At 51.6% G+C, this 25,926-nt stretch carries 26 protein-coding genes, 1 riboswitch and 1 other annotated feature; of the genes, 15 read left to right on the top strand and 11 right to left on the bottom strand.

Annotated elements, in window-relative coordinates; all coding sequences use genetic code 11:
* Positions 1 to 168: 168 nt before the first annotated feature.
* The 9 genes from GJQ69_RS04360 (at position 169) to GJQ69_RS04320 (ending at position 7,455) form a co-directional block, all read left to right on the top strand.
* A complete protein-coding gene (locus GJQ69_RS04360) occupies positions 169 to 1,224 on the top strand; it encodes an FAD:protein FMN transferase (RefSeq protein WP_086035896.1) in 1,056 nt (351 codons plus the stop codon).
* A 2-nt stretch (positions 1,225 to 1,226) separates the two neighbouring features.
* Positions 1,227 to 1,610 (top strand): NusG domain II-containing protein, encoded by a 384-nt coding sequence (locus GJQ69_RS04355; RefSeq protein WP_086035897.1) that lies wholly within the window; start codon positions 1,227 to 1,229, stop codon positions 1,608 to 1,610.
* Positions 1,611 to 1,615: 5 nt separating this feature from the next.
* On the top strand, positions 1,616 to 2,137 hold the full coding sequence (locus GJQ69_RS04350; RefSeq protein ID WP_086035898.1) for a Gx transporter family protein: 522 nt from the start codon (positions 1,616 to 1,618) through the stop codon (positions 2,135 to 2,137).
* 201 nt (positions 2,138 to 2,338) lie between these two features.
* Positions 2,339 to 3,679, top strand: coding sequence for an electron transport complex subunit RsxC (rsxC, locus tag GJQ69_RS04345; RefSeq protein WP_086035899.1), 1,341 nt, complete (start codon positions 2,339 to 2,341; stop codon positions 3,677 to 3,679).
* Positions 3,679 to 4,626: an RnfABCDGE type electron transport complex subunit D gene (locus GJQ69_RS04340; protein ID WP_086035900.1), complete on the top strand. Its 948-nt coding sequence runs from the start codon at positions 3,679 to 3,681 to the stop codon at positions 4,624 to 4,626. The genes rsxC and GJQ69_RS04340 overlap by 1 nt, the downstream gene beginning before the upstream one ends.
* The gene (locus GJQ69_RS04335; protein WP_086035901.1) at positions 4,623 to 5,198 is read left to right on the top strand and encodes an RnfABCDGE type electron transport complex subunit G; all 576 of its coding nucleotides are present in this window, start codon (positions 4,623 to 4,625) and stop codon (positions 5,196 to 5,198) included. Before GJQ69_RS04340 ends, GJQ69_RS04335 begins: the two co-directional genes overlap by 4 nt.
* A gap of 2 nt (positions 5,199 to 5,200) precedes the next feature.
* Positions 5,201 to 6,004, top strand: a complete 804-nt coding sequence (rsxE, locus tag GJQ69_RS04330; RefSeq protein ID WP_174193067.1) for an electron transport complex subunit RsxE — start codon at positions 5,201 to 5,203, stop codon at positions 6,002 to 6,004.
* Positions 6,001 to 6,606, top strand: a complete 606-nt coding sequence (locus GJQ69_RS04325; protein WP_174193065.1) for an electron transport complex protein RnfA — start codon at positions 6,001 to 6,003, stop codon at positions 6,604 to 6,606. The genes rsxE and GJQ69_RS04325 overlap by 4 nt, the downstream gene beginning before the upstream one ends.
* Before the next feature lie 18 nt (positions 6,607 to 6,624).
* On the top strand, positions 6,625 to 7,455 hold the full coding sequence (locus GJQ69_RS04320) for an RnfABCDGE type electron transport complex subunit B (RefSeq protein ID WP_086035903.1): 831 nt from the start codon (positions 6,625 to 6,627) through the stop codon (positions 7,453 to 7,455).
* An 88-nt stretch (positions 7,456 to 7,543) separates the two neighbouring features.
* Here the strand turns inward: GJQ69_RS04320 and crcB are convergent, their stop codons facing one another.
* The 7 genes from crcB to GJQ69_RS04285 form a co-directional block, all read right to left on the bottom strand.
* Entirely contained in the window at positions 7,544 to 7,918 is a 375-nt protein-coding gene (gene crcB / locus GJQ69_RS04315) for a fluoride efflux transporter CrcB (protein WP_338031367.1), read from the bottom strand.
* A 54-nt stretch (positions 7,919 to 7,972) separates the two neighbouring features.
* Positions 7,973 to 8,050, bottom strand: a riboswitch (Fluoride riboswitch).
* A 2-nt stretch (positions 8,051 to 8,052) separates the two neighbouring features.
* Positions 8,053 to 9,342 (bottom strand): bifunctional folylpolyglutamate synthase/dihydrofolate synthase, encoded by a 1,290-nt coding sequence (locus tag GJQ69_RS04310; RefSeq protein WP_174193063.1) that lies wholly within the window; start codon positions 9,340 to 9,342, stop codon positions 8,053 to 8,055.
* Entirely contained in the window at positions 9,339 to 11,963 is a 2,625-nt protein-coding gene (locus GJQ69_RS04305; RefSeq protein WP_174193061.1) for a valine--tRNA ligase, read from the bottom strand. The genes GJQ69_RS04310 and GJQ69_RS04305 overlap by 4 nt, the downstream gene beginning before the upstream one ends.
* 86 nt (positions 11,964 to 12,049) lie before the next feature.
* Positions 12,050 to 12,271, bottom strand: a binding site (T-box leader).
* 37 nt (positions 12,272 to 12,308) lie between these two features.
* Positions 12,309 to 12,962: an HAD family hydrolase gene (locus GJQ69_RS04300; protein ID WP_086035906.1), complete on the bottom strand. Its 654-nt coding sequence runs from the start codon at positions 12,960 to 12,962 to the stop codon at positions 12,309 to 12,311.
* Positions 12,959 to 13,687, bottom strand: coding sequence for a tRNA threonylcarbamoyladenosine dehydratase (locus GJQ69_RS04295; RefSeq protein WP_086035907.1), 729 nt, complete (start codon positions 13,685 to 13,687; stop codon positions 12,959 to 12,961). The genes GJQ69_RS04300 and GJQ69_RS04295 overlap by 4 nt, the downstream gene beginning before the upstream one ends.
* A complete protein-coding gene (locus tag GJQ69_RS04290) occupies positions 13,677 to 14,108 on the bottom strand; it encodes a Fur family transcriptional regulator (RefSeq protein WP_086035908.1) in 432 nt (143 codons plus the stop codon). The genes GJQ69_RS04295 and GJQ69_RS04290 overlap by 11 nt, the downstream gene beginning before the upstream one ends.
* Before the next feature lie 92 nt (positions 14,109 to 14,200).
* A complete protein-coding gene (locus GJQ69_RS04285) occupies positions 14,201 to 14,935 on the bottom strand; it encodes a GNAT family N-acetyltransferase (protein WP_086035909.1) in 735 nt (244 codons plus the stop codon).
* Between the two features lie 214 nt (positions 14,936 to 15,149).
* On the opposite strand from GJQ69_RS04285, the gene GJQ69_RS04280 reads away from it, so the two are divergent.
* Positions 15,150 to 16,751 carry a peptide chain release factor 3 gene (locus tag GJQ69_RS04280; RefSeq protein ID WP_086035910.1) on the top strand — a complete coding sequence of 534 codons (1,602 nt, stop codon included), beginning with the start codon at positions 15,150 to 15,152 and terminating at the stop codon, positions 16,749 to 16,751.
* A 234-nt stretch (positions 16,752 to 16,985) separates the two neighbouring features.
* On the opposite strand, the gene GJQ69_RS04275 is transcribed toward GJQ69_RS04280, so the two are convergent.
* Positions 16,986 to 18,248, bottom strand: a complete 1,263-nt coding sequence (locus GJQ69_RS04275; protein WP_086035911.1) for a glycoside hydrolase family 1 protein — start codon at positions 18,246 to 18,248, stop codon at positions 16,986 to 16,988.
* Positions 18,249 to 18,469: 221 nt separating this feature from the next.
* Here GJQ69_RS04275 and GJQ69_RS04270 point away from each other — a divergent pair, with 221 nt between their 5' ends.
* From GJQ69_RS04270 to GJQ69_RS04250, 5 genes are all read left to right on the top strand, one after another.
* Positions 18,470 to 18,874 (top strand): DUF3842 family protein, encoded by a 405-nt coding sequence (locus GJQ69_RS04270; protein WP_086036858.1) that lies wholly within the window; start codon positions 18,470 to 18,472, stop codon positions 18,872 to 18,874.
* 292 nt (positions 18,875 to 19,166) lie between these two features.
* Positions 19,167 to 19,421, top strand: a complete 255-nt coding sequence (locus GJQ69_RS04265) for a hypothetical protein (RefSeq protein WP_174193053.1) — start codon at positions 19,167 to 19,169, stop codon at positions 19,419 to 19,421.
* A 36-nt stretch (positions 19,422 to 19,457) separates the two neighbouring features.
* The gene (locus tag GJQ69_RS04260; protein WP_174193051.1) at positions 19,458 to 20,216 is read left to right on the top strand and encodes a nucleoside/nucleotide kinase family protein; all 759 of its coding nucleotides are present in this window, start codon (positions 19,458 to 19,460) and stop codon (positions 20,214 to 20,216) included.
* A 102-nt stretch (positions 20,217 to 20,318) separates the two neighbouring features.
* The gene (locus GJQ69_RS04255) at positions 20,319 to 21,722 is read left to right on the top strand and encodes a D-alanyl-D-alanine carboxypeptidase family protein (protein ID WP_174193049.1); all 1,404 of its coding nucleotides are present in this window, start codon (positions 20,319 to 20,321) and stop codon (positions 21,720 to 21,722) included.
* An 87-nt stretch (positions 21,723 to 21,809) separates the two neighbouring features.
* Entirely contained in the window at positions 21,810 to 23,543 is a 1,734-nt protein-coding gene (locus GJQ69_RS04250) for an ABC transporter ATP-binding protein (protein WP_174193047.1), read from the top strand.
* A gap of 80 nt (positions 23,544 to 23,623) precedes the next feature.
* On the opposite strand, the gene GJQ69_RS04245 is transcribed toward GJQ69_RS04250, so the two are convergent.
* The 3 genes from GJQ69_RS04245 to hisH form a co-directional block, all read right to left on the bottom strand.
* Entirely contained in the window at positions 23,624 to 24,217 is a 594-nt protein-coding gene (locus GJQ69_RS04245; protein WP_086035915.1) for an ECF transporter S component, read from the bottom strand.
* A 180-nt stretch (positions 24,218 to 24,397) separates the two neighbouring features.
* Positions 24,398 to 25,159: an imidazole glycerol phosphate synthase subunit HisF gene (hisF, locus tag GJQ69_RS04240; protein WP_086035916.1), complete on the bottom strand. Its 762-nt coding sequence runs from the start codon at positions 25,157 to 25,159 to the stop codon at positions 24,398 to 24,400.
* A 3-nt stretch (positions 25,160 to 25,162) separates the two neighbouring features.
* Entirely contained in the window at positions 25,163 to 25,783 is a 621-nt protein-coding gene (hisH, locus tag GJQ69_RS04235) for an imidazole glycerol phosphate synthase subunit HisH (RefSeq protein ID WP_086035917.1), read from the bottom strand.
* Positions 25,784 to 25,926 lie beyond the last annotated feature (143 nt).

Genomic DNA, 25,926 nt, shown 5'->3' with positions numbered 1-25,926 from the left:
CCCGTACTTATATATGGATTCCATAAGTATTATTTTCGGCCTCTGGACAATTTTTTTAGTTGTGCTATAATGTGGATGTTCATTTTTGGCTCGCTTTTTTGCCGCACTCTGCGGCAAACCGGAATGAGAAAATTCCTTTCTAATATAAATAACTGAGGTAACGAGAATATGTCCAAGCAAAAAAAAATCGTCGTCACACTAAGCTGTATTCTGGCCGGTGTTGTCGTTGTGCTGGCTGTACTATGGGCACGTTACGGATACCGTGCACAGAGCTACAGCAACACTTCTTACGCAATGGGCACCTATATCCAGCAAACAACCTATGGCAAAGAAGCACAGGCCGCTGCAACAGCAGGCGCACAGGCTGTGACCGATTTGGAGGACAAAATCTCCTGGCGGGTAGACAACAGCGATATCGCCAACCTCAACAATGCTGCCGGAACGGTATGGAAAACACAGGACAGCTACACCATATCGCTGCTGCAGATGTCCCTAAAGCTGGCACAGCAAACCGACGGTGCTTTTGACCCAACAGTTCTTCCACTGACAGCCCTGTGGGATTTTGACGGCAAGAAGCACGTTCCCACGGCCGCTGAACTGAAATCCATTCTGCCGCGTATCAACTATAAGGACCTGCGTATTAACACCAAGGACAACACAGCTTCCCTAAAGATGCACTATGAAGGAGTGGATCTCGGCTCGATTGGAAAGGGCGCTGCCTGTGACAAGGTTGTGGAAGCCTACTCCAAAAAGAAAATTCAAGCGGCTGTGGTAGCGGCTGGCGGCAGTATTGGCCTGTATGGCAACAAGCCGGACGGCTCCGGCTGGAGTGTCGCCGTGCGGGACCCCAAAACCAATGACAGCAATGCCGGCAGTGTTGGCCTGCTTTCGCTGGAGGGCGGACAATATGTGTCCACTTCCGGTACCTATGAAAAAGCATTTACTCAAAATGGAAAGACCTATCATCACCTGCTGAACCCAAAAACCGGAATACCGGAAAGCAATGGGCTGGTTTCTGTAACCATTGTCTGTAAAAACGGTGCTTTGAGTGATGGACTTTCCACTGCCTGCTTTGTCCTCGGCAAAGAGAAAGGTTCCGCACTGGCAAAGAGCTACGGTGCTGAAACCATTTATATTGATACGGCCGGAAATGTAACGGTTTCCCCCGGGCTGAAAAACCGCTTTCAGCTGACCAACACCACTTCTTATCGGCTGATGAAATAATTATGAAAAAGAAACTGTTTCAAAAGAAAGACCTGCTGCTGATTCTGCCTATATTGGCAGTGGCAGTGGGTCTGCTTCTCTGGAATACCTTTCGCTCCTCCGGTCAGGAACTGACAGCAGTGGTGGAGGAAAACGGCCGTGTAACACATACCTATGACCTTTCCTGTCAGCAGACGGCACAGGTGGTTGATATCGGCGGCAGCTACCATGTAAAGCTGCTGGTGGAACCGGGAAAAATTTCTTTTTCCCATTCGGATTGTCCGGACCAAATTTGTGTGCGCACCGGTAAGCTGGCAAAAGCGGGACAGACCGCTGTATGTCTGCCCGCAAGGGTAAGTGTGCACATTCGGAGCAGCGGAAATGAGGTGGACGGCACCACAGGCTAAACGTTATGAAAGATAAACTGCGTATTTCCCGGACAACTCGGCGCGTTGCCTTTATCGGGATGCTTGCCGCACTGGCGCTGGTTCTTTCCGCGCTGGAGGCGATGATTCCGCCGCTGCCCATGCTGCCCCCCGGGGCCAAGCTGGGCCTTTCCAATATTGTAACGATGTACGCCGCCGGTACAGTTGGTCTGGTACCGGCGCTATGTATTGCCCTTTTAAAAGGTCTGTTTACCGGCAGCATACAGGGGGCCATTGCCTTCTTTATGAGCACCGCTGGCGGTTTGGCCAGCACATTGGTTATGTGGCTGCTGCTGCAGCCGAAAAAAAAGCCTTTCGGTCTATTGGGGCTGGGTGTTGCCGGCGCACTGACGCACAATATGGCCCAGCTAGGCGTAGCGGCCCTGCTGACTACACCAGCCATCGGTTACTATGCACCGTGGCTTTTGCTGTTTGGTATAGGTGCCGGTATTGTGACCGGCTTGGTACTGCGTACGGTTGCCCCGCTGCTGGAACGTTTTCATCCCTGACGGAATCGGCTGCAACCGCTTTATTTTCTTTATTAATTTTTATTAAAAGGCATTTACAAGTCATCTCTTTTGTGCGATATTATATCAGGCTGTTCATCATTTATTCAATCTTTAACAACATCTTTTTCATTTTGTATGTTCCTGCCCCACAAAAAGAGCAGTGGATATAGACTCAAGTGATGTAGTATTGGAGGGAAAATTATGGAATTGAGCTTTCCAACAAAGCCGTTCCGAACGCACGGCGGCGCTGCGGTTCCTCACCGGAAGAACACCGCCCAGGTGCAGTCCGTGGTTATGCCGGCTCCAAAGGAAGTAGCCATCCCCATGCAAATGCACGTGGGTGCCCCCTGCTCCCCGCTGGTAAAACCCGGTGACCTGGTAACGGTAGGTCAGAAAATCGGTGATAGCAAGGCCTTTGTCAGTGCGCCGATTCACGCAAGTGTTTCCGGCAAGGTAAAGGCAATCCAGAAGATTCAGCTGTCCAACGGCGGCTATGGTGATGCAGTCATCATTGAATCCGATGGAAAAATGGAGCCTTGTCCTGACCTGAAGGCCCCTGAAGTCACTGACCTAAAGAGTTTTCTGCAGGCCGTACGTGATTCTGGTTTGGTCGGCCTTGGCGGCGCTGGTTTTCCAACGCACGTCAAGCTGAACGTTCCAGAAGGAAAAAAGGTAGATACCCTGATTGTCAACATTGCAGAGTGTGAACCCTACCTGACCGCGGACAACCGCGAAGCACTGGAAGACACAGCAAATGTTCTGGACGGTGTTTTCACCGTAAAGAAAATGCTGGGCCTCTCTCGTGCAATGATTGCCGTGGAAAAGAACAAGCCGGAGGTTATCAGCCAGCTGAACACCCTGCTGACAACTGACAGCCGCAACGACGGCCAGACTGTCCGTGTAATGCCCCTGAAGGCCACTTACCCACAGGGCGCTGAAAAAGTGCTGATTAAAGCCTGCACGGACCGTGTCGTTCCCATGGGCAAGCTGCCGGCAGATGTCGGCTGTATTGTCATGAACGTCACCAGTATTGCTACGCTGGCCAATTACCTGAAGACCGGCATGCCGCTGGTGAAAAAGCGTCTGACCATTGACGGCGGCGCAGTAAAGGACCCCAAGAATGTCATTGTTCCAATCGGCACAAGCATTCACGACATTATGGATTTTGTCGGTACCAAGAAAGCACCGGCAAAGGTCCTTATCGGCGGTCCAATGATGGGTATGGCTGCGGCTACTATAGACGCACCCGTACAAAAGCAGAACAATGGTCTGCTTTTCCTTTCGGAAGAGGAAGCTCATCTGCCGCAGCCAACCGCCTGCATCCGCTGCGGGCGCTGCGTACAGGGCTGTCCCATGCACTTAATACCCACGAAACTGGAAGAGTATGTGAAAGTCCAGGATGTGGGGGCGCTGCAGAAATTTGACGTAATGGACTGCATGGAATGCGGCACCTGCGCCTACAACTGCCCCGCTCACCGGCCGCTGGTACAGGCGATTCGGCTGGGCAAATCGCTCGTCAAAGCAGGAGGTGCTAAAAAATAATGGAGAAACTGATTGTATCCTCTTCCCCGCACCTGCACACAGCGACGAACACACGGCGCATTATGGCGGATGTTATCATTGCACTGATTCCAGCCATGATTGCTTCAGTCATTCTGTTTGGCTGGCGTGCCCTGTGCCTCCTTGTCATTTCCGTACTGACCTGTGTGCTGTGCGAATACATCTGCCGGAAGGTTATGAAGCGGGACAACACGGTTGGTGACCTTTCCGCCGTGGTCACCGGCGTTCTGCTGGCAATGAATGTTCCGTCTTCACTCAACCCGCTGATGCTGATGTTCGGCGACATTGTTGCCATTGTCGTTGTCAAGCAGATGTTCGGCGGCATTGGTCAAAACTTTGTGAACCCGGCCCTGATGGCCCGTATCATTCTGATGAACTCTTTCCCTGGCCCGATGGCCAGTTGGCCAAAGCCGATGGCGGCAGATGCGGCAACTTCCGCTACTCCGCTGGGTTTGCTGAAAGAGGGCGGCCACTATAACTCGAACTACCTGCAGCTGTTCCTTGGCTACCGCGGCGGCTGCCTGGGTGAAACCTGTGCACTGGCTTTGCTGATTGGCTTTGCCTATCTGCTAATTCGCCGGGTAATCACCCCAACCATTCCGCTGTGCTACATAGGCACCGCCATGCTGCTGTCCCTCCTGATGGGCCGCGACCCGCTGATGGACCTGCTGTGCGGCGGCCTGCTGCTGGGCGCTATCTTCATGGCAACTGATTACACCACCAGCCCCATTACCTTTAAAGGTCAGATTATCTATGCGGTTGGGTGCGGCTGCCTGACGATGATTATCCGTCGTTTTGGCTCCCTGCCGGAAGGTGTTTCCTTCTCAATTATCATTATGAATATTCTTACCCCGCTGATTGAACGCGGCACGCATCCCCGTGCTTTCGGCAAATCGAAAGAAACTAAGAAGGAGGCGGCACGGCAATGAAAGAAAAGATTGATACTAAAAAAGAAATTGTAAAACCCATCGTCGTGCTATTTCTTATTTGCCTGATTGTTACATTGGCCTTGGCTGTTACAAACCAGGTAACCAAAAACAAAATTTTGCAGATGAACCAGCAAACCGAAAATGCCAGCCAACAGCAGGTGCTGCCCACAGCAAATTCTTTTACAAAAAAGACTAGTGGTGACAAGACCTATGCGATAGGCAGCAAAGACGGCAAAGTTACCGGCTATGTCTTTACGACCACCAGCACCAGCTACGGCGGCGACGTAAAAGTGATGACCGGCATCAGCGCAGACGGCAAAGTGACCGGTGTCAATCTGCTGAAAACCAGCGATACCCCCGGCTTGGGCCTGAACGCAAAGAAAGAATCCTTCCGTGACCAGTACAAACAGGCGGTTCCCGCCAGCGGCTCTTTCACCGTTATTAAGAACGGCAAGGCCGGTCAGGGAGAAATCAGCGCGCTGACTGGTGCGACCATTTCCAGCAAAGCGGTCACAACCGCAGTAAATGAGGCTGTTTCCACCTATTATAAAACTGTGAAAGGAGGCGCCTGAGGATGGCAGAAGGGAAAGAAAAGACAAGTCTTTGGCATGAATTTACAAAAGGACTGATTAAAGAGAACCCGGTCCTGCGTCTGGTCCTCGGCTGCTGCTCTACGCTGGCGCTCTCTACCGCTGCCAGCAACTCCATTGGCATGGGCATTGCTACCACGTTTGTTTTGGTTTGCTCCAACGCCGTTATTTCCGCCCTGCGCCACGTCATTCCCGACAAGGTTCGTATTCCCTGCTACATTGTAGTTATTGCCGGCTTTGTGTCGGTTGTGCAGATGCTGATTGAAGCATTCTCCCCCGCACTAAAAGACGCCCTGGGTATTTACCTGCCCCTGATTGTTGTTAACTGCATCATTCTGGGCCGTGCAGAAGGTTTTGCAAACAAGCATAAGGTTCTGCCAAGCATTATGGATGGTTTAGGCATGGGCCTAGGTTTCACATTTACGCTGCTGGTTATGGGCACCATTCGTGAAATCATCGGTTCCGGTACTTTCTTTGGTATGCAGGTTACCCCATCCATGTATCCTGGCATCATCATCTTCCTACTCCCTCCCGGTGGCTTCTTCGTTTTCGGTATGTTGATGGCGGTCGCAAACCGCATCACCGAACATCACGGCGGCAAGCCGGTAGAGGACATCAATTGTGCCTGCTGCCCAATGGCCGTTGCCTGTGGTCATGTTGAGGTCGGTTCTAAGCAGCCCTCCGAAAAATGTGAGCGGAACGGCAGCTCCGCACAGAACAAGTTTCTGAGAGGTTCCGTACCGCCGCTGCAGGACGACACGCAGCCAAAGGATGGTGACACGAAATGAGTGCATACGCAATTCAACTGCTGTCTATTTTCCTCTCTGCTATTTTAACAGAGAACTATATTTTGAACCAGTTCCTCGGCATCTGCCCGTTCCTGGGTGTTTCCAAGAAGCTGAAAACAGCCGTGGGCATGAGCCTTGCCGTTATTGTGGTTATGTTCATTTCAACCGCTGTTACCTATCCTATCTACAGCAAGATTCTGCAGCCACACGACATGGACTATCTGCAGGTCGTTGTGTTCATTCTGGTCATTGCTGCACTGGTACAGCTGATTGAAACAATCCTGAAAAAGTACATTCCGTCCCTGTATAAGGCCCTGGGCATTTATCTGCCGCTGATTACCACCAACTGCGCTGTTTTGGGTATTACACAGCTGGTTATCAGCAAAGGTGAAGATTATACCCAGGCGCTGGTAAACGCCATTGGTTCCGGTGTTGGCTTCCTGGTGGCTATGGTCATCTTCTCCGGTGTGCGTGAGCGCATTGAGAACAATGACTACCCGAAGTTCCTGAAAGGTCTGCCCAGCACCCTGATTGCAGCATCCCTTGTGGCAGCGTCCTTCCTTGGCTTTGCCGGCGTTGTCAAAGGCATGCTGGGTTATTAAGGGGGGCAGAAAAGAATAATGGATACGAATGCGATTTTATTTGCCATCCTCATCGTCTGTATCATCGGCCTTATCTGCGGCGTAATGCTGGCAGTTGCCTCTACCTTTATGGCAGTGCCGAAAGACCAGAAAGAAGAGGATATTCGAGCCCTGCTGCCCGGCGCCAACTGCGGTGCCTGCGGTTTTTCCGGCTGTGACGGCTATGCGGCTGCCATGGCAAAGGGTGAAGCAAAGCCCGGCCTGTGCGCACCCGGCGGTGCTGCTGTTGCAAAAGCAATCAGTGACTATCTGGGTGTTGGCGATGCCGGTATCGAAGAAAAGGTTGCCTGCGTACAGTGCTTTGGCAATGATGACAATACGACCAAAGCAGATACCTATGAGGGCATCGAGCGCTGTGCGGCTGCCAATAACGTAGCCGGCGGCGGAACTTCCTGCCAGTATGGCTGCTTAGGCATCGGCGACTGTGTGCGTGCCTGCAACTATGATGCTATCAAAATTTGCAACGGTGCTGCCTCTGTCGATGTCACTCGCTGCGTCGGCTGCACCATGTGTGCACAAGCCTGCCCGCGCCATCTGATTACTATGGTGCCTAAAAAGCGCCAGGCTGTCAATCACTGCAGCAACTGCGACAAGGGCGCTGCAACCAACAAGGTCTGCAAGGTTGGCTGCATTGGCTGCGGCAAGTGTGTGAAGGTCTGCCCAAAGGGCGCTATCACGATTGAAAACTTCCGTGCGAAGGTTGACCCTGAAAAGTGCGTAGGCTGCGGTCTATGCGCAAAAGAGTGCCCGCGTCACTGCCTAACCGTTATGCTGGTACCGAAGAAAGCAATACCTGCCGCAAAGTCCTAATCTCCGTACTGTGACAGAAATGTGCAAACAAAAGGACCGGAACAGTTCACCAAAATGGCGGCTGTCCGGTCCTTTTACTATGTTCTTTTTACTGTACCAATACCTGCCCACCGGCGGCAGCTGCTACACAAAGCACTACACTGAGTACCATATAGGCTGCCCCCAGCAAACACTTGCCGCTCTGCAGAAGGCCGAGCGCCTCCAGTGAAAAAGTAGAGAACGTTGTAAATCCGCCGCAGATGCCAACCTTTAAGAACAGCACCAAATGCGGATTCAGCGTGCCATACTTCCCCGCCAGCGCAGCAATCAACCCAATGAAGAAAGCACCGATAACGTTAATGAGCATGGTCCCGGCGGGGAAGCCATTCTGCGGTTTCAGCGGTAAAAATCCCATGAGGTAACGCGCCACAGCCCCCAGCATTCCGCCACAACCAACAAACAGACAGTTCAGCAGTACATTCATGATAAGACCCCCTCAATCAAAATTTTGACAGCAAAAGAGCTAATGACTCTGCACAAAACCGCAGAAGTCATCAGCTCTTTTGAAAGCAGTTCCGGTTTTTCACCATGGGAGAACTTCATTCCCATATTCTATTCTTACAGAAGCGGTCCTGTTAGCAGTGGCCGCACCTCTCCGGCAAGATACAACGAACCGCACATAATAACCGCGCCATCCGGTCCGGCGAGCTGCCGCGCAAGTTCCAGCCCAGTGCACGGAGAAGATGCCATTTGGGTTAACACACGTTCCCTCTGCCAGAGTGAAGCAAGCTCCCGTGGACGCATTCCACGCGGATTTTGCAGCGGCACCATCACCGCCCCGAAGAAGAGCGGCGCAAGGGTACGCACAAACTGTGCGGTGTCTTTATCCGCACACATACCGGACAATGCCACCAGCCGCCGGTTTGGAAGATACCGCCGCAGGCACGCGGCCAGTGCCTGTGCACCGTCCGGATTATGCGCACCGTCCACCACCGTAAGCGGACTGCCCGAAAAAATCTCGAACCGGGCAGGCATACGCACAGCAGCCAGCCCATCCGCACACCCTTTCGCACTGATGCCGGAAAAGCCATGATATTGGTGCAGGACCTCCATACAGGCAAGTGCTGACGAAGCATTCACCACTTGATAATCTCCCAGCAAACGCATCTGCAGCGGCTGTCCCCGATACTGCATGGCGGTACCGGAAAGTGTTTCGGCTGTCACATGCAGCAAAGAAGCATCCGCTTCTGTCAAACGGCAGTGCCGCTCTTTCGCGGTGCGGCGAATAACCGCCAATGCTTCCGGGTCCTGTCCCGGTGCACAGACTACATCGCATCCCTCTTTCAGAATACCACACTTTTCCCCTGCAATCTCCGTCAGTGTACTGCCGAGTATTTCGGTATGGTCATAGGAGATATGCGTAATGACCGCGCACAGAGGCGCCGCTATCACATTGGTGGCATCTAAACGGCCGCCAAGGCCCACCTCCAGTACCACTACATCACATTTCTTTTGGGCAAACCAGTACAGCCCCAGTGCTGTGACAGCTTCAAACTCGGAAAAATCCTCTCCCCTATGCTCCATTTCCATCAGCGGCGGCAGGACGGCCTGCGCTGTCCGTACCAGCTCTTTACGCGGAATCATTCTGCCGTTCAGCTGAAAGCGTTCCCGGAAATCCACCACAAATGGAGAAGTAAACAGCCCTGTACGGAAGCCGCTGTGCTGCAGCATGGCGGCAATCATAGTACTGGTAGAACCTTTGCCGTTCGTCCCAGCCACATGCACAAAACGCAGGTAGTCCTGCGGGTCCCCCAGTGTGTGCAGCAGTGTCCGCAGATGCGCAAGCCCCGGCACTTTTTTAAAGCGGTGCAGGGCGTGAATCTGCTGCAGAACCTCTTCGTAAGTCATTTCAGTGCTTCCAAGCTGGACGAAATCAAATCCATACGTTCTTTTAGTTTTTGCGCGTTGGCACGAACACCGGCCACCACTTTCTCCGGTGCCTTGGTCATAAACTTTTCGTTCTGTAGTTTTGCCTGCGCGTTCTGATAGCCTTTCTGTGCGGAAGCAAGTTCCTTGTTCAGCCGCTTCTTTTCCGCTTCTTTATCTACCAATTCGTTCATTTGAATGTAGACTTTGGCGTCCGAAGTGACAATGGTCACGGCGCCATCTAGCGTAAACGATGGTGCAACCTGAATCTCCGTTGTGTAAGCGAGGCGTTTGAAAATCTCCTCGCCAGAACGGAATGTGTCCTGCTTTTCCGTTGCGATATACAGTGCTGTTTTGCGGGAAGGAGCTACGTTCATCTCGGAACGGCGGTTGCGGACACCACGCACGGCAGCCATAATGCTTTCCATCTTGTCGGCTTCCTCTGGGAATGCCAGCTGTGCATCATAGGCTGGATACGGTGCCATGATAAGCGCTTCCCCTGTATGCGGCAGTGCCTGCCAAATTTCCTCGGTAATATACGGCATAAAGGGATGCAGCAGCGCAAGCGTGCGCGTCATAACCCACACCAAAACCTGCCGTGCCTGCTGTGCGGCAGCCTCATCACTGCCCTGCAGACGAATTTTAGAAATCTCAATATACCAATCGCAGAACTCGTCCCACAGGAAGTCGTGCAGCTTCTGTGCAGCAATGCCAAACTCAAATTTTTCCAGATTATCGTTAATTTCCTGTGCCAGGCGATTGAAGGAGTCAAGAATCCATTTATCCTCCATGGTCAGGGTATCCGGCAGTGCATTTGGCACATTCTTCCCTTCAATATTCATCAGGATAAAGCGGGAAGCGTTCCATATCTTATTGGCAAAGTTCCGGCTGGCCTGCACACGCTCGTCCGAATAACGGGTATCGTTACCGGGGCTGATGCCGGTAATCAGTGTAAAGCGCAGGGCATCCGCGCCATACTGGTCAATGACCTTAATGGGGTCAATGCCATTGCCAAGGGATTTGCTCATTTTGCGTCCCTGGCTGTCCCGCACAAGGCCGTGGAAAAATACCGTATGGAACGGCACCTCACCGGTCTGCTCCAAACTGGAGAAAATCATGCGCGCAACCCAGAAGAAAATGATATCGTAGCCGGTTACCAGTGTATTGGTTGGGAAATAATAGTCCAAATCTTTGGTCTTGTCCGGCCAGCCCAGCACACTAAACGGCCACAGCGCGGAACTGAACCAGGTATCCAGTGTATCCTCGTCCTGGTGCAGATGATGACCGCCGCACTTGGGGCAGGTGTCCGGGTCCGTACGGGCAACAACTGTTTCACCGCAGTCGTCACAATACCACGCCGGAATCCGGTGGCCCCACCACAGCTGACGCGAAATGCACCAGTCACGGATATTTTCCATCCAGTTATAATAAATTTTTTCCATACGTTCCGGAATAAAGCGAACTTTGTCGGAGCGAACCGCATCGATTGCCGGTTTTGCCAGCGGTTCCATTTTAACAAACCACTGCTTGGAAACGCGCGGCTCAATGGTGCTGTGGCAGCGGTAGCAGGTACCCACGTTATGCTTGATGGGCTCAATGCTGACCAAATAGCCCTGCTCGTCCAGCTCTTTGACGATTTGTTTACGGGCCTCCATGCCGGACAGTCCCGCGTATTTGCCGCCATTTTCGTTAATGGAGCCGTCCTCGTTCATCATATTGATGACTTCCAAATGATGACGGCGGCCAACCTCAAAGTCGTTGGGGTCATGTGCCGGTGTGATTTTTACAACACCAGTACCAAAATCCTTTTCAACGTATTCGTCCGCCACAACCGGAATTTCACGGCCGACCAGCGGCAAAATTAGCGTTTTGCCAACAATATCTTTGTAGCGCTCATCGTCCGGGTGCACTGCCACGGCCGTATCACCCAGCATTGTTTCGGGGCGGGTAGTAGCGAGCTCCAGGTATCCGCTGCCGTCCTTAAAGGGGTAGCGAACGTGCCAGAAGGAACCGTCCTTTTCCTCGAACTCCACTTCAGCGTCAGAAATGGTTGTCTTGCAGTGCGGACACCAGTTGATAATCCGTTCGCCGCGGTAAATCAGTCCTTTTTCATACAGACGTACAAAAACTTCCCGTACGGCCTTACTGCAGCCTTCGTCCAGCGTGAAGCGTTCCCGCTGCCAGTCACAGGAAACACCCAATTTGCGCAGCTGCTGGTCGATGCGGCCACCAAACTTGTCCTTCCATGCCCACGCACGCTTTAAAAAAGCGTCCCGGCCTATCTGTACCTTGGTCACGCCCTCTTTGCGCATAGCCTCTACAATCTTTGCCTCGGTGGCAATGGAAGCGTGGTCCGTTCCGGGCACCCACAAGGCGCTGTAGCCCTGCATACGGCGCCAGCGGGTAAGAATGTCCTGCAGTGTTTCATCCATTGCATGGCCCAAGTGCAGCTGCCCGGTGATATTCGGCGGTGGAATAACAATGGTGTATGGCTTTTTCTTTGGGTCCGGCTCCGCGTGAAAATAACCGCCTTTTATCCAGAAGTCATAGATGCGATCCTCCACTTCGCCGTGATTATACGTTTTTGCAAGTTGTCTGCTCATTTGATTTTCCTCCTGCAATTTTGGATACCATGGGCTTAACAAAGCGTAAGATACAAAAAAGCCCCGGACAGGAACGGTTTCTTCCTGTCCGGGGCGAAATTTGCAAATTCCGCGGTACCACCCGCATTTGGCCCTATATGGGCCCTCTCTGCCGGTAACGCTGGCACACGGACTGCCCTACTATCCTTTTGGCTTTAGGCAGCCAGCTCCGGGGCGACGCATACGCATCTGCACACGCACAGGTTTCCACCGAAATGCCTGCTCTCTGCGGCTATATACAGATACCTTGTTCCCATCACTGCTTTTATCGATATAAATTTATTATAGGCGCAGCCAAACGCATTGTCAAGCATTGGTGCCCAGCTGTCCGTTGTTTAAACGTGTTAAAAGCGGCGGTACTTCCCGCAGTGACGGTAGCACTGCATCCGCCAACACACGAATTTCCACATTTGGCTGCATTAAATCCGGCACCATCACGGTGTACATACCGGCAGCGTGGCCGCTGCGAACACCGTTAAAGCTGTCCTCTACAACCATACACTGGTCCTGCGTACAGTCAAGGCGGCGGGCCGCTTCCAGAAAGATGTCCGGTGCGGGTTTACCATGGGTAATCTGATCCCCCGTAACAAGGCTTTGAAAATACGGTACCGTGCCGGAACCGTTTAAAATATCTTTAGCCCGCGATTCATACGAAGATGTCACCACAGCCATGCGGTATTCCTGTTTCTGCAGGGCATCCAGCATTTGATGCAGACCTGGCCTGGGAGGAATTCCGGTTTCCTTTAGGTGGCGGGCTGCTTCCTCATGGTAGCGGGCATACAGCGGCTCCGGCTCCTGGTGCAGACGGTCTTTCATCAGCGAAAGAATCTCTGTGCGGTCACGGCCAATGCAGTGCCAATAAAGCCCTTCCGGCAAACCAACCGCTACCCATGCGTCGTGGTTAACTCGTTCGGTATCGAACAGTGTTCCATCCATATCAAAAAGGACTGCAGTAATCATTCTTTTTCCTCCGACGGTGCTGTCAGGTCGTGGATAACGGCGCTTGCAAGCACCAAGCCCTCCACGCTGGGCACAAAGCTGACACTGCCAGGTGTTACCCTGCGGCCAGGTGCCGGCGTTTCTTTACTTTGCAGCGGCTTTTTTGCCGGTTCATCACTGTAAACAACTTTTAGACGGGGCACACCGCGTTTCCGCAACTCCCGGCGCATAACACGCGCCAGCGGGTCCGCCTGCGTTTCAAAAATATCCGCAATGCGGAAACGTGTGGGGTCCAATTTGTTTCCGGCACCCATGGCGCTGATAGACGGTATACCGCACTGGTAGGCTGTCTGCGCAATCAGGAGCTTGCTGCTGACTGTATCCACCGCATCTATAATATAATCGTATTTTGTAAAATCAAATTGTTCTGCGTTTTCCTCGGTGTAAAAACAGCGGCAGCTTTCTACCTGCACCATCGGGTTAATGTCCTGCATTCGCCGCTCCATGACATCTGTTTTATACTGCCCAATGGTGCTGTGCAGGGCAATGACCTGTCGGTTCAGGTTTGTCAGGCTGACGGTGTCACTGTCTACCAGTGTAAACTGGCCCACGCCGCAGCGGCACAGTGCCTCAGCCGCAAATCCGCCAACACCGCCGACGCCAAACAACAATACGGAACAATCCTCCAGTTTCTGCATGGACTGCCGCCCCAAAAGCAGCTCGGTCCGTGAAAATTCATTTATCATCTGGTTTTTCATCCTTCTTTGCCGCGCATTTCGGGCACAATCCCGAAAGCTCCAATCTGTGGCCGGTTATCTGATAGCCGGTCTTTTCTGCCCATTGTTTTTCCAGCGGTTCTATCGGGCAGCCGGAAAGTTCGATCACTTCCCCACACCCCGTACACCGCAGAATGTGACAGTGCCGGTGGTCATTCAGGCGAAAATACGCCTTGCCGTCCTGTCCCACTTCTTTCATGACAATTTCCTTTTCGAACAAAGTTGCCAGCGTGCGGTAAGCGGTTGACACACTCATATGCATATTCGGCAGGACCGCCAGATAAACCTCTTCCGCTGTCAGCGGCTTCTGCGCCGTACGCAGGACCGTCAAAATTGCCTCGCGCCGGCATGTCGTTTTCAGTTCTTTGGCTTTCAGCATTTCGTCTGCCATAGGTACACCTCCCCGCTGTCCGCTTTCTACCTGCAATTATAGACAGCGGTACAAAAAAAGTCAACAATTCCGCATACGCAACGGCATTCGGGCTATTTTTTTGGCTCCGTCATCAGCCAGTAATGTTCCGCCGTGGGAATGGAAAATCCCATGGACCGCTGCAAAGCAAAAGAAGCGTCATTGCCGAGAATCACATCGCCGAAAGGGACCTGTCCTTTTGCAAGGCTGCGATTCACCGCGTCTGCTTCCAGGGCAATACCGACACCCTGCCGTCGGAACTTTGGATATACTTCCAGCATACCCAGCGCACCCTCTGCGTGCTTCCCGATAAATCCCGCAAGCTCCTCCCCGACAAAGGCGCCGTAAAAGACGCCCGCACGCACCAGTTTTTCAATATACGGCGAGTCGTTAAACAAATGGTACTGCTGATTGACTGCCGGCGCATAGTGAAGTGTCAGCTGCCGAATTGAAAACACCGGAGAAACCGGCAGCGGCTTTTTGGATGTATAGACGGCAAAGCGGCAGGGGTTGCAGCTAAGGCCGCCGAATGTGTCTGCTCCGCAAAAGTACTTTTCAAAGGCTGCTTTATCCCACAGCTTGTGCGCCGTAAACAGTTTCGGTGCCTTTTGCAGGCGCCGGACCAGCCGGTCGGCCGCCTGTTCATTCGCCGCGCGCTGCATAATGGTCCCGTGCACGTCCAGCTGTACGCCGTCTTTTCCAACATACAATACCCGCGCAAAACCGCGCCGCAGCGGCTCCTGCATATCTATGCTTTCTAAAGCGTCCTGCTCCAAAAAAGCAAGTGCTTTCTGCTCTGTTGCTGTCATTCTTAAAAACTCTTCTTTCTGCTTGCCGCAGCAAAACTAAAAACAGAAGCGATTATAACACAAGTCCTTTGACAGATGCAAAAAAATTTGCAGTAAGACGGCTTTTTTGTTATACTATAGAATACTGTAAAATTTAGAAATATGGGAGGGTCCCCCTTGTAGAGCAGAATATATTACCGCATTTTTATAAAATACCAATGGAGGACTTTCATAAATGGCAGACTATAAAAAGGAAATTGAGCGCCGGCGCACGTTCGCAATCATCTCTCACCCAGACGCCGGCAAAACAACGTTGACGGAAAAGCTCCTGCTGTACGGCGGTGCCATTCAGCAGGCCGGTATGGTTAAAGGCAAGCGCCACATGCGCCACGCAGTTTCGGACTGGATGGATATTGAAAAACAGCGTGGCATTTCGGTCACTTCTTCTGTCATGCAGTTTGAATACAACAATTATTGTATCAATATCCTGGATACCCCCGGGCATGCGGATTTTTCCGAGGATACCTACCGTACCCTGATGGCCGCGGACAGCGCCGTCATGGTGATTGATGCCGCCAAGGGCGTAGAAAAACAGACACGTAAGCTGTTTAAGGTTTGCACACTGCGCCATATTCCAATTTTTACGTTTATCAATAAAATGGACCGCGATGCCCGCAGTCCCTATGACCTGACGGACCAAATTGAACAGGAACTGGGCATTAAAACGTATGCCATGAACTGGCCAATTGGCAGCGGCCGTGAATTTAAGGGCGTGTATGACCGTGCAGCAAAAAAGATTTTGACTTTCACGGCGGAGGAAACCGCCAACGGAAAACATCAAATAGAAGAATCCGCCAGTGACCTGTCAGACCCGAAGCTTTCCGACCTGCTGGGGGAAGACCTGCTTTCTACTTTAAAAGACGATGTGGAGCTGCTGGATGGTGCCGGTGCAGACTTCTCACTGGAAGATGTGCGCCGAGGAAAGCTTTCACCTGTATTCTTCGGCTCTGCACTGACGAACTTCGGCGTAGAACCATTCCTGCAGGAATTTCTGCGCATGACTACGACACCTCTGCCGCGCAAAGCGGACATCGGTGAAATTGACCCGATGGATTCCCATTTCTCCGCTTTTGTCTTTAAAATCCAGGCAAATATGAACAAGGCCCACCGCGACCGTGTTGCATTTCTGCGCATTTGCTCCGGTGAATTTGACCGTGGCATGGAAGTTGTGCATATGCAGGGCGGACGCAAGATGAAACTGATGGCGCCACAGCAACTGATGGCGGAGCAGCGGGAAATTATCGACCATGCCTATGCGGGTGACATCATCGGTGTCTTTGACCCAGGCGTCTTTTCCATTGGCGACACCCTGTGTGCCTCCGATAAAAAGTTCTGTTTCGGCGGCATTCCCACCTTTGCGCCGGAACACTTTGCCCGTGTTTCCCCAAAAGATACCATGAAACGCAAGCAGTTTGTAAAAGGCATGACACAGATTGCACAGGAAGGTGCTATCCAGATTTTTCAGGAACTGAACGGCAGCATGGAAGAAGTTGTCGTTGGTGCGGTTGGTCAGCTGCAGTTTGAAGTGCTGGAATACCGGCTGGAAAACGAATACAAAGTGGACATCCGCATGGAAAACCTGCCGCACGAATATATCCGCTGGATTGAAAATGAGGGCCTCGACCCCAAGTCACTGGACCTTACCAGCGACACGCGCTGCATTCAGGACCTAAAGGGCAACCACCTGCTTATTTTTGTCAACGAGTGGAACATCACATGGGCCCTGCAGCATAATCACGGCCTGCAGCTAAGTGAATTTGGCGGTGCAAAACTATAAGCACAACAAATAAAATAATATAGAAAGCGGACACTGTCAGTGTGGATAACTGACAGTGTCCGCTGTTTTTTTATTTGATATGTATTCCGGAAAAAGTCCACCTTCCGCACAGTTCCGAAATAGAAGCGGATTTTTTCCGTTTCTTTCTTGTTTTTTTGCAGTGCGAAAGCAAATACTGAATAATAAAATGTGTGGTGTATGGGGTACGTAAAGCGAATTGTATAAAGTGCTTTGCTATTTTAAGTAACGGTCAATCATAGACTGTGTAATGCCATCGTTCTGAATAATCTCATGATAAAAGTGCGCACTGGGACGAATGGAGCGCTTTTGCGTTTTAAAATCGCAGCCTATCAGGCCAAAGGCAGCGGTTTCGCCTTCCGCCCATTCAAAGTTATCCATCAATGTCCAATAATAGTACCGCTCCACCGGCAGGCCGCTAATAGCAATCTGCCGCAGATGTTCGTAAATAAAGCGGCAGCGCTGTTTGTCGTTCCGCGCGGCAATGCCGTTTTCCGTAATCCAAATAGGAGCACACAGGTGGCGGTAACGCCGGCGCATAAGGAGGCTCAGTCCCTCCGGATAAACTTCCCAACCAAGGTCCGTTTGCTCACTGTCCGGCTTGCTGCCAATATATTTGCCGCTTACCCATAAACGAGTGTAGTAATTGATGCCAATATAATCATAGAAACGGCCATCACCAAAAGGCGCCTCTACACCCAGCGGAGCCGTAAGCCGCCCTGTGTACATAGCATTGGTTAAGCCCTGAAACAGATAGTCCATGGCACTGGCCAGCGGGCGGTCCTTGGGACGCGCCGCCGAAAAGACCCGCATATGTTCCGCAAAACCAACCATGGTGCGGCCGGAGAATCCGCGCTCCTCCCGAATGCGGTGAATACGGCGATAGGATGCCAGATGGCAGTACACCAGATTGCGCATGACACGGATAGAAATCGCCGGATTATGCTTTGCCGGCGGCCACTGTGCCAAAAAATAACTGAGCGTCACATAAGTGTTTGGCTCGTTCAGCGTAACATAATCGCTGACAATATCCCCGATAGATTCCACTACATAGGTGACATAACGCAGAAATATCTGTGGGCTGTCTTTACGCAGAAAACCGCCTTGACTTTCAAACCAAGTTGGGTTGGAAAAGTGATGCAGTGTCACCAGCACTTTTACGTTTCTTTTTTGCAGGTCCAGTATCTCCTCCCGGTAGCGGTTCATTGCTTTCCGGCAAAAACGGCCTGGCGTTGGTTCAATGCGGCTCCACTCCAGACCCATACGGTATACCTGCAGGCCCAGCTGCTGAATGAGGACATTGTCCTCCCGCCAGCGCTGCCAGTGCTGGTTGGCATTGCAGGGACTGGAACGATCTTTCATTCTTCCCGGCTTTGCTGCCCAGTCGTACCAGCTGTTTCTGGTTGGGCTGCCCTCTGTTTGTGTAGCGGAAGTGGAACAGCCGAGCAAAACACCTTTTAAAGAAAATGGTGTATACAAAAAATTCCCTCCTACAAGCTGCCCCGCATCAGACCTGGGCAGTGACAAAATCAGATCAAATTTCTCCGTATTTATTTTACGCTGTACCGCATGGAAATGCAACCTTTCCACGGCCCGCTATCGCGGAACAGTTGCCAGCTTTTATGCACTATGTTATAATTTATCCGACGAAAAACAGAAGGGACCGGACGGAAAAATTTTGCAGGAAAGGTCGTAATTTTATGAATATTTTGATTATAGATGGACAGGGCGGCGGCATTGGAAAGCAGCTTGTAACCGCCATAAAATCTGCTCTGCCGCAGGCTTCTGTAAATGCCGTAGGCACCAACAGTGCCGCTACTGCCGCTATGCGCAAAGCCGGCGCAAACTGCACTGCCACCGGCGAAAACGCGGTGCTTGTTGCCTGCCGCAAAGCGGACGTTATTGCCGGCCCTATCGGCATTGTCATTGCGGATTCCCTGTTCGGTGAAATCACACCTGCTATGGCGTCGGCAGTTGGGCAGAGCAGTGCCACCCGCGTACTGATTCCCGTGAACCACTGCGACAATCTGATTGCTGGAATTGGCGATATGCCGATGAGCCGGCTGGTACAGGATGCCATCCGCGAAATTAAAAATCTCGCATGACTTTTATTGCTTTTATTCCATTATAATACGTATTTGCGCCCGAGAAGGCCCGCTTCATTCCTGCCCGCTACCCAAAGCGGGCCTAACGGCATAAAAAACACCCCATTTGTTTTCAGTATATCATACTGTCTAATAAATGGGGTGCAGTTCAAATTATAGATAAAACAAAAGTTTTCTTTTTTGAATCTTGTACCAACATGGGACGCCCGCCTGCTATGAAAGCCGACATTGTCCGTTCCAATGTGCGTTTTTACACTTGTATCCGGCAAAAAACTTTTAAAGGAATGATTGTATGACTGTTCAGGATTCCCTACTGCTGCAGAACAAGCTCCACCCCTCTCTTCAGCCGCAGGACGTGGTCAAATTGTGCTATCAGGCTGCTTTCGGCGGGGAACATCTGCTGAAGGACAAGGCCATCGCGCAAACGTACCTGATGCGTGAATTTTCCGCTGTGCCTGCCGAAAATGCAGCGCTGTATGAGGAGATTTCCCCGGAAATATGTCGTGTCAGCCTTCCCTCATGGAAAGGACACGGGCTTCCGCCGTAGTGGCTGTTTCCGTTGTTTGTACTCTCCGCCGACAGAATGACAAACAACCGTCAGCTGTTTGAACAGGCTCTCTCAACAGCGGGAAAACTGGTCAGCGCAGGCAGGCTTTCTTTTTCGCCCGCCGCGTGGCAGCAGTATCTGACACAGTACTGGACCGTCGGCTGTCATCCGGTACATCACAGTTCCATTTACCGTGAAAAGGAACACCCGTCTTACCGGCTGGTACAGAAGCGCTTTGTCCGTCTTTTCCCGCTGCTTGAAAGAATGGCGGCCCTCCCAAAGACGGATGGCACCCGTGTTCTTGCCATAGATGGACGCTCCGCCTCCGGCAAAACCACAGCTGCATCACTGTTGGAACAAATTGTCAGTGCGTCAGTTATTCATATGGACGATTTCTTTCTTCCTCCGCAGCTGCGTACAGACAGCCGCCTTTCCCAGCCCGGCGGCAACGTTCATTATGAACGCTTTCAAAAAGAGGTACTGCCGCACCTTGGTCTGCGGAAAGCGTTTTCTTACACGGCCTTTTCCTGCCAAAAGATGTGTCTTTCCGGCCGACGGACTGTACCGGAAAGTGAGTGGCAGATTGTGGAAGGTGCCTACAGCTTTCATCCTGTTTTCGGTGATTATGCGGACCTGCTGGCTTTCTCTGACATTGGTCCGCAGGAACAGATGCAGCGTATCCTTAAACGAAACGGCAGCAAAGCGGCACAGATTTTCGCCGACCGCTGGATTCCGCTGGAAGAGCAGTATTTCAAGGCGTTTTCCATTCCGCAGAAGGCAGATATCTGCTTTTAGATGGCCCTTTCTGCCGGCTTCTTCCTTTTTCCCGATGGTGTCTTTACCTTTTCTTCTTTCCGTGGTATATTATTAGGTGTATATGCTGGAAGGAGAAACATGATGAAAAAGAAACTAATGCGATGGGCCTGCGCCGCGTTTGCGGCGGTTCTGGTCGCTGCCGCGGCGGTCATACCTGGACAGGCAGCCACTGGACTGGACCCCGGCTTTATTCCCCAGAGCAGTGCCCTGGAGCTGATTGACCTGGATAGCGGCGGTACGATTTATGCAAAAGATGCAGATAAAAAAGTCAGTCAGGCCTCTACTACGAAAGTTATGACATTTATCGTTGCCAATGAACTGATTCACGACCCGGCGAACACAATGGCAACTATTTCTGCGGATGTACAACAGCAGCTTCCGAACCGCTCCTTTGTCACTGTGCAGCTGGCGGTCGGCGAAAAAATTTCCGCATTGAACCTGATGTACTGTATGCTGGTTCCCTCCGGAAATGATGCCGCCATTGCGCTGGCAGAGTCCGCCTCAGGCAGCAACATGGCACAGTTTGTCAAACTGATGAACGCAAAGGCCAAAGCACTTGGCTGTACAAATACCAACTACACCAATGTGTTTGGCAACTACAACAAGGACCACTACACCACAGCACATGACCTGGAGAAAATTTATAAATACGCCTACTCCCTGCCGCTGTTCCGGAAAATAGCCTCCTGTGCTTCCTACACCGTGCCGGCGACCAACTACAGCAAAGCCCGCCAGCTAGCTGCCTCCAACAAGTTGCTGGTTAAAAACAGCAACTACTATGACGCTTCCTGCACCGGCGGCAAATCCGGCACATCCGACCAAGCGGGATACTGTCTGGCGTCAACTGCCTCCAAAAACGGCATGAATTACCTGTGCGTTGCCATGGGTGCCCCTAGTGTAAAGAACGGCAAAAGCGTCCTTACCAACGGTGCTTTCGAGGATTCCCGTCAGCTGTACGACTGGGCGTTCAGCTCTCTGAAAAAACAGAGTGTCCTGTCAAAATCCAAATCGGTCGCAAATGTAACCGTACAGCAGACAAAGGACCACAGCCAGCAGCTTGCTGTAATGCCAGCGCAGGACTTCAGTGCCATGCTGCCAACAGACGGCGGCAAAGTTACAACGAAAGTTTCCCTGCCGAAAAGCGTTGCCGCCCCGGTAAAAGCCGGACAAAAAATCGGCACGATTGCGGTTTCGTACAATGGCCAGACTATGGCAAACGTTGACTTGGTTGCTTCGCAGGAAGTGTCCCGCCACATTCCGTTTTATCTGCAGCCATGGTTCAAGGTTGTGGCAATCATTGTGATAGTGGCGGCGGCAGCGGTGCTTATCTTCCTGCTGATTCGTTTTCTGCGCAGCCATGGTCACCGCGGCGGCGGATATGGCGGCCGCAGCTGGAACCGCCGTTCCACACGCTATTCGCCAAAGCGCGGACATCACAGCAAGCGCCGTTCCCGTTATAAAAGCAATTATCATCTCTATCGCTAAAGCGATACATATGGAAAACGGTGCACCGGAAAAGCTGCACCGCTTTTTTACGCCAAATTTCAGGAACCACCCATTGAGGAGGATTTTATGCGGCTTTTTAAAAAATTCATTCAGTACTACAAGCCCTACAAAGCGGTATTCTTTATGGATATGTTCTGTGCCCTCATTGTCAGCGCAGTGGACCTCGCCTTTCCGCAAATCCTAAGCTTCCTGACAAAAACACTTTTTACCCGTCAGCCAGACATTATCCTAAACAGCCTTGTAAAATTGGGCATTGCCCTATTTTTTATGTACTTCATTCGTATGCTGTGCCGTTTTTATGTCACCTATCAGGGCCATGTGATGGGCGCAAAGATGGAAAGCAATATGCGGCAGGACCTGTTTGACCAATATGAACGCTTTTCTTTTTCGTACTACGACCGCAGCAATACCGGTGAAATGATGAGCAAGCTGATTTCTGACCTGTTCGATATTTCCGAGCTGGCACACCATGGACCGGAAAACGTGTTTATCTCCGCCATTAAAATCATCGGTTCCTTTATCCTTTTGCTGATGGTAAATGTACCACTGACACTCATTCTTTCCGCTGTGGTAGCGGTCATGGTCATTTTCAGCGTTCACCAAAACAAAAATATGCAGGGTACCTTTATGGACAACCGCCGCAAAATAGCCGATGTAAATGCCAGTTTGCAGGACAGCTTGGCGGGCATTCGGGTAGTTAAGTCCTTCGCCAACGAAGATGTGGAACAGAAGAAGTTTCGAAAGAGAAATCAGCAGTTTCTGCACTCCAAAGAAAGCAACTACCTGCGAATGGGCATTTTTCACGCGGGCAACAACTTTTTCGAGGGAATGCTGTTTCTAACTGTACTGGTCGCCGGCGGCTTTTTCATTGCGAAAGGTTCTCTTTCTCCGGCAGACCTCGCTGTATATGCCCTGTACATCAATATTTTTGTACACCCCATTGAGGTACTGATTGAATTTACCGAAATGCTGCAAAAAGGTGTTTCCGGTTTCCGCCGCCTAACTGAAGTGCTAGACACCGTTCCGGAGATTCAGGATGCACCAAACGCAAAGGAACTGACCGATGTAAAAGGCACGCTGGACTTTAAAAATGTTACTTTCCGGTACAACGACGAAGAATCCGTTCTGGAACACATTAACATTCACGTTGACGCTGGCCGTTCGGTTGCATTGGTTGGACCATCCGGCGGCGGCAAAACCACACTGTGCTCCCTGCTTCCCCGTTTTTACGATGTGACCAGCGGTGCCGTGTGCATTGACGGCAAAGATGTGCGTACACTGACACAAAAAAGTTTGCGCAGTGCAATCGGCATTGTACAGCAGGACGTTTACCTATTCGATGGCACTGTAAAAGACAACGTTGCTTACGGCAAACCAGAAGCCGGCATGGAAGAAATCGTGCAGGCCGCAAAGGAAGCGGACATTCATGACTTTATCAAGTCACTGCCGGACGGCTACGACACCTATGTTGGCGAACGCGGCACACGCCTTTCCGGCGGACAGAAACAGCGTATTGCCATTGCCCGCGTGTTCCTGAAGAATCCACCCATTTTGATTCTGGACGAAGCCACCAGCGCCCTGGACAACGAAAGTGAACGGTACATTCAGCACAGTTTGAACAAGCTGGCCCACGGCCGCACAACGATTACCATTGCGCACCGGCTTTCCACTATCCGCAGTGCCGACGAAATCATTGTCATTGACAACGACGGCATTCGTGAGCGCGGTACCCATGCGGAACTGTTGGCCAAGAATGGCCTGTACGCCAAATACTACAACATGCAGTTTGAGGACCGCTGAAAACAGCAAAAAGGTTCGGCAGACGGAGAAATTCTCCGACCTGCCGAACCTTTTTCTTTGCCTTGTTCCTGTTAACCGGTTTAGGCCCTAACCATTTGACGACGCGCCTTAAAGAGTGCCCCGCACACCGGAATGGCAATGACAACACCAATGACCATTTCAATCAGGCCATTCACCGTAATGATGGAGCCGATGAGGAAAGCAATGGCAGAGCCATGCGTCAGTTTTGCAATTTCATTGTGGTACACCAGTACCAGCATGGACAGTGTCAGAACCGTACTGCACAGTTTGCCAATCGCCGCCGCCAGACCGATGCTGACGGACTGCGACACTTTGCCGTGAATCGCCTTGGAAAGTCCTGCATACAGCAGACCAACGATAATTCCCAGCGCCACACGGGACGGAATAGCGACAATGGGGTTCTGGAAGAACACATCCATGGCACCGCCGGGCGCGATGAGTGCACGAACCATACTGGACACACCCATAACAGCACCCAATACGGCGCCGCCCTGCCAACCAAGCAGAATAGCACCCAAAATAACCGGAATATGTACCATGGTGATGGATACAACACCGGTAGACACATACCCAATGGGAGTAAATGCCATTAGAATGATGAGCGCGCTGAAGAGTCCCAACAGCGTCAAACGAAACGTTTTTTGCTTTTTCATAAAATCCTCCTTGCTACCGCTCTTTTATAAAGATGCAGTGCAGAATAATATAATATTTGACCGGGGAAGAAATTCCCGTATGTCCGGGTAAAGCAAAGGATGTGGTCAGACCATCTGCCGCATCTTATTCCTCTTTCGGAATTTTATTATAGCACAGTGCACAAAAGTTGCAAGCATAAATTACAAAATGCGCACAGGAATTTCACGTTCCTTCAAATACGTCTTCAGCTGAGGAATGGTGATTTCCCCAAAGTGAAACAGAGAGGCAGCCAGAACCGCATCTGCCTTCCCTTTTGTAAAGGCATCATAAAAGTGTTCCAGCTTTCCCGCACCGCCGGAGGCAATCACCGGCACGTGCACCCGCTCACTGACTGCGGCGGTCAGGGGCAGGTCGTAGCCCTGCTGCACGCCGTCCTCATCCATACTGGTCAGCAAAATCTCACCCGCACCCAGCGCAACTGCCTTCTGTGCCCATTCAACGGCGTCTAAATCGGTGCGTGTGCGGCCGCCGTTGATATAAACACACCAACCGCCCTCCGGCTTGCGCTTGGCATCGATGGCACATACCACACACTGACTGCCAAATTTCCCTGCCGCGTCCGTTATCAGCTCCGGATGCTGTACGGCGGCACTGTTGACCGACACTTTGTCAGCACCGGCACGCAGCAGAACCTGAAAATCCTGCACGGTTCGGATACCGCCGCCAACCGTAAACGGAATAAAAATTTGGCTTGCTACACTGCTGACATAAGAAAGCTGTGTGCCGCGTGCCTGCGCCGAAGCAGTAATGTCCAACAGAACCAGCTCATCGGCTCCCTGCTGGTCATATTCTGCCGCACACGCTACTGGGTCCCCCGCATCACGCAGATGCACAAAGGAAGTGCCTTTTACAACTCGTCCATCTTTCACATCCAAACAAGGAATAATTCGTTTCGCATACATCGTTCATCTGCCCTCCTTTGCCAATGCCGCAAAGTTCCGCAGCATTTGCAGTCCTACTCGGCCGCTTTTCTCCGGGTGAAACTGTGTCGCGTACAGGCTGCCCTTGTGTACAGCCGCATCTATCCGCACACCATACTGTGTAGTGGCCGCCACGACTTTTCGGTCCTCCGCTTTCAGATAATAAGAATGGACAAAGTAAACATATGGTTCTTTCGGCAGGTCCGCAAAAATGCCGGAGCAATCCAATACATGGAGGCTGTTCCAACCGATATGCGGCGTTTTCAATCCCGGGCCGGCGGGAATGCGGCATATTTTCCCACGCAGGATACCCAATCCCGGCACACCCGGTGCTTCTTCGCTGCTCTCAAACAGCAGCTGCAGCCCAAGACAGATGCCGAGGAACGGTTTGCCGGAAACTGCCAGCTGCTGCACGGTTTCCACCAGTCCCGCCGCCCGCAAATGGCTCATGGCATCCGCAAAAGCACCGACACCGGGCAAAACTACCGCATCCGCCATCCGCAGCACAGCCGGGTCTGCCGTAACTTGTACACTGCTGCCAATGTACTGAAAGGCTTTCAGCACACTTTGCAGATTCCCCGCACCATAATCAATGACTGCTATCATGGTAAGCCTCCTGTTCTAATTCAAACATTTTAATTGTCCTATAGATTAGCATATTCCAGTGCTAAAGTCAATTTGCTTCCCCTATTTTTGACTGTCCGACGACGACGAAAAACAAGCTTTCAAGTATGCTGTCTTTTATACAT

Origin of the sequence: Caproicibacterium lactatifermentans, assembly GCF_013315815.1 — a bacterium.
Classification (GTDB): Bacteria; Bacillota; Clostridia; order Oscillospirales; family Acutalibacteraceae; genus Caproicibacterium; species Caproicibacterium lactatifermentans.
Note: the sequence above shows the minus strand (reverse complement) of the source record. Positions and strands in the feature narration are given on the sequence as shown.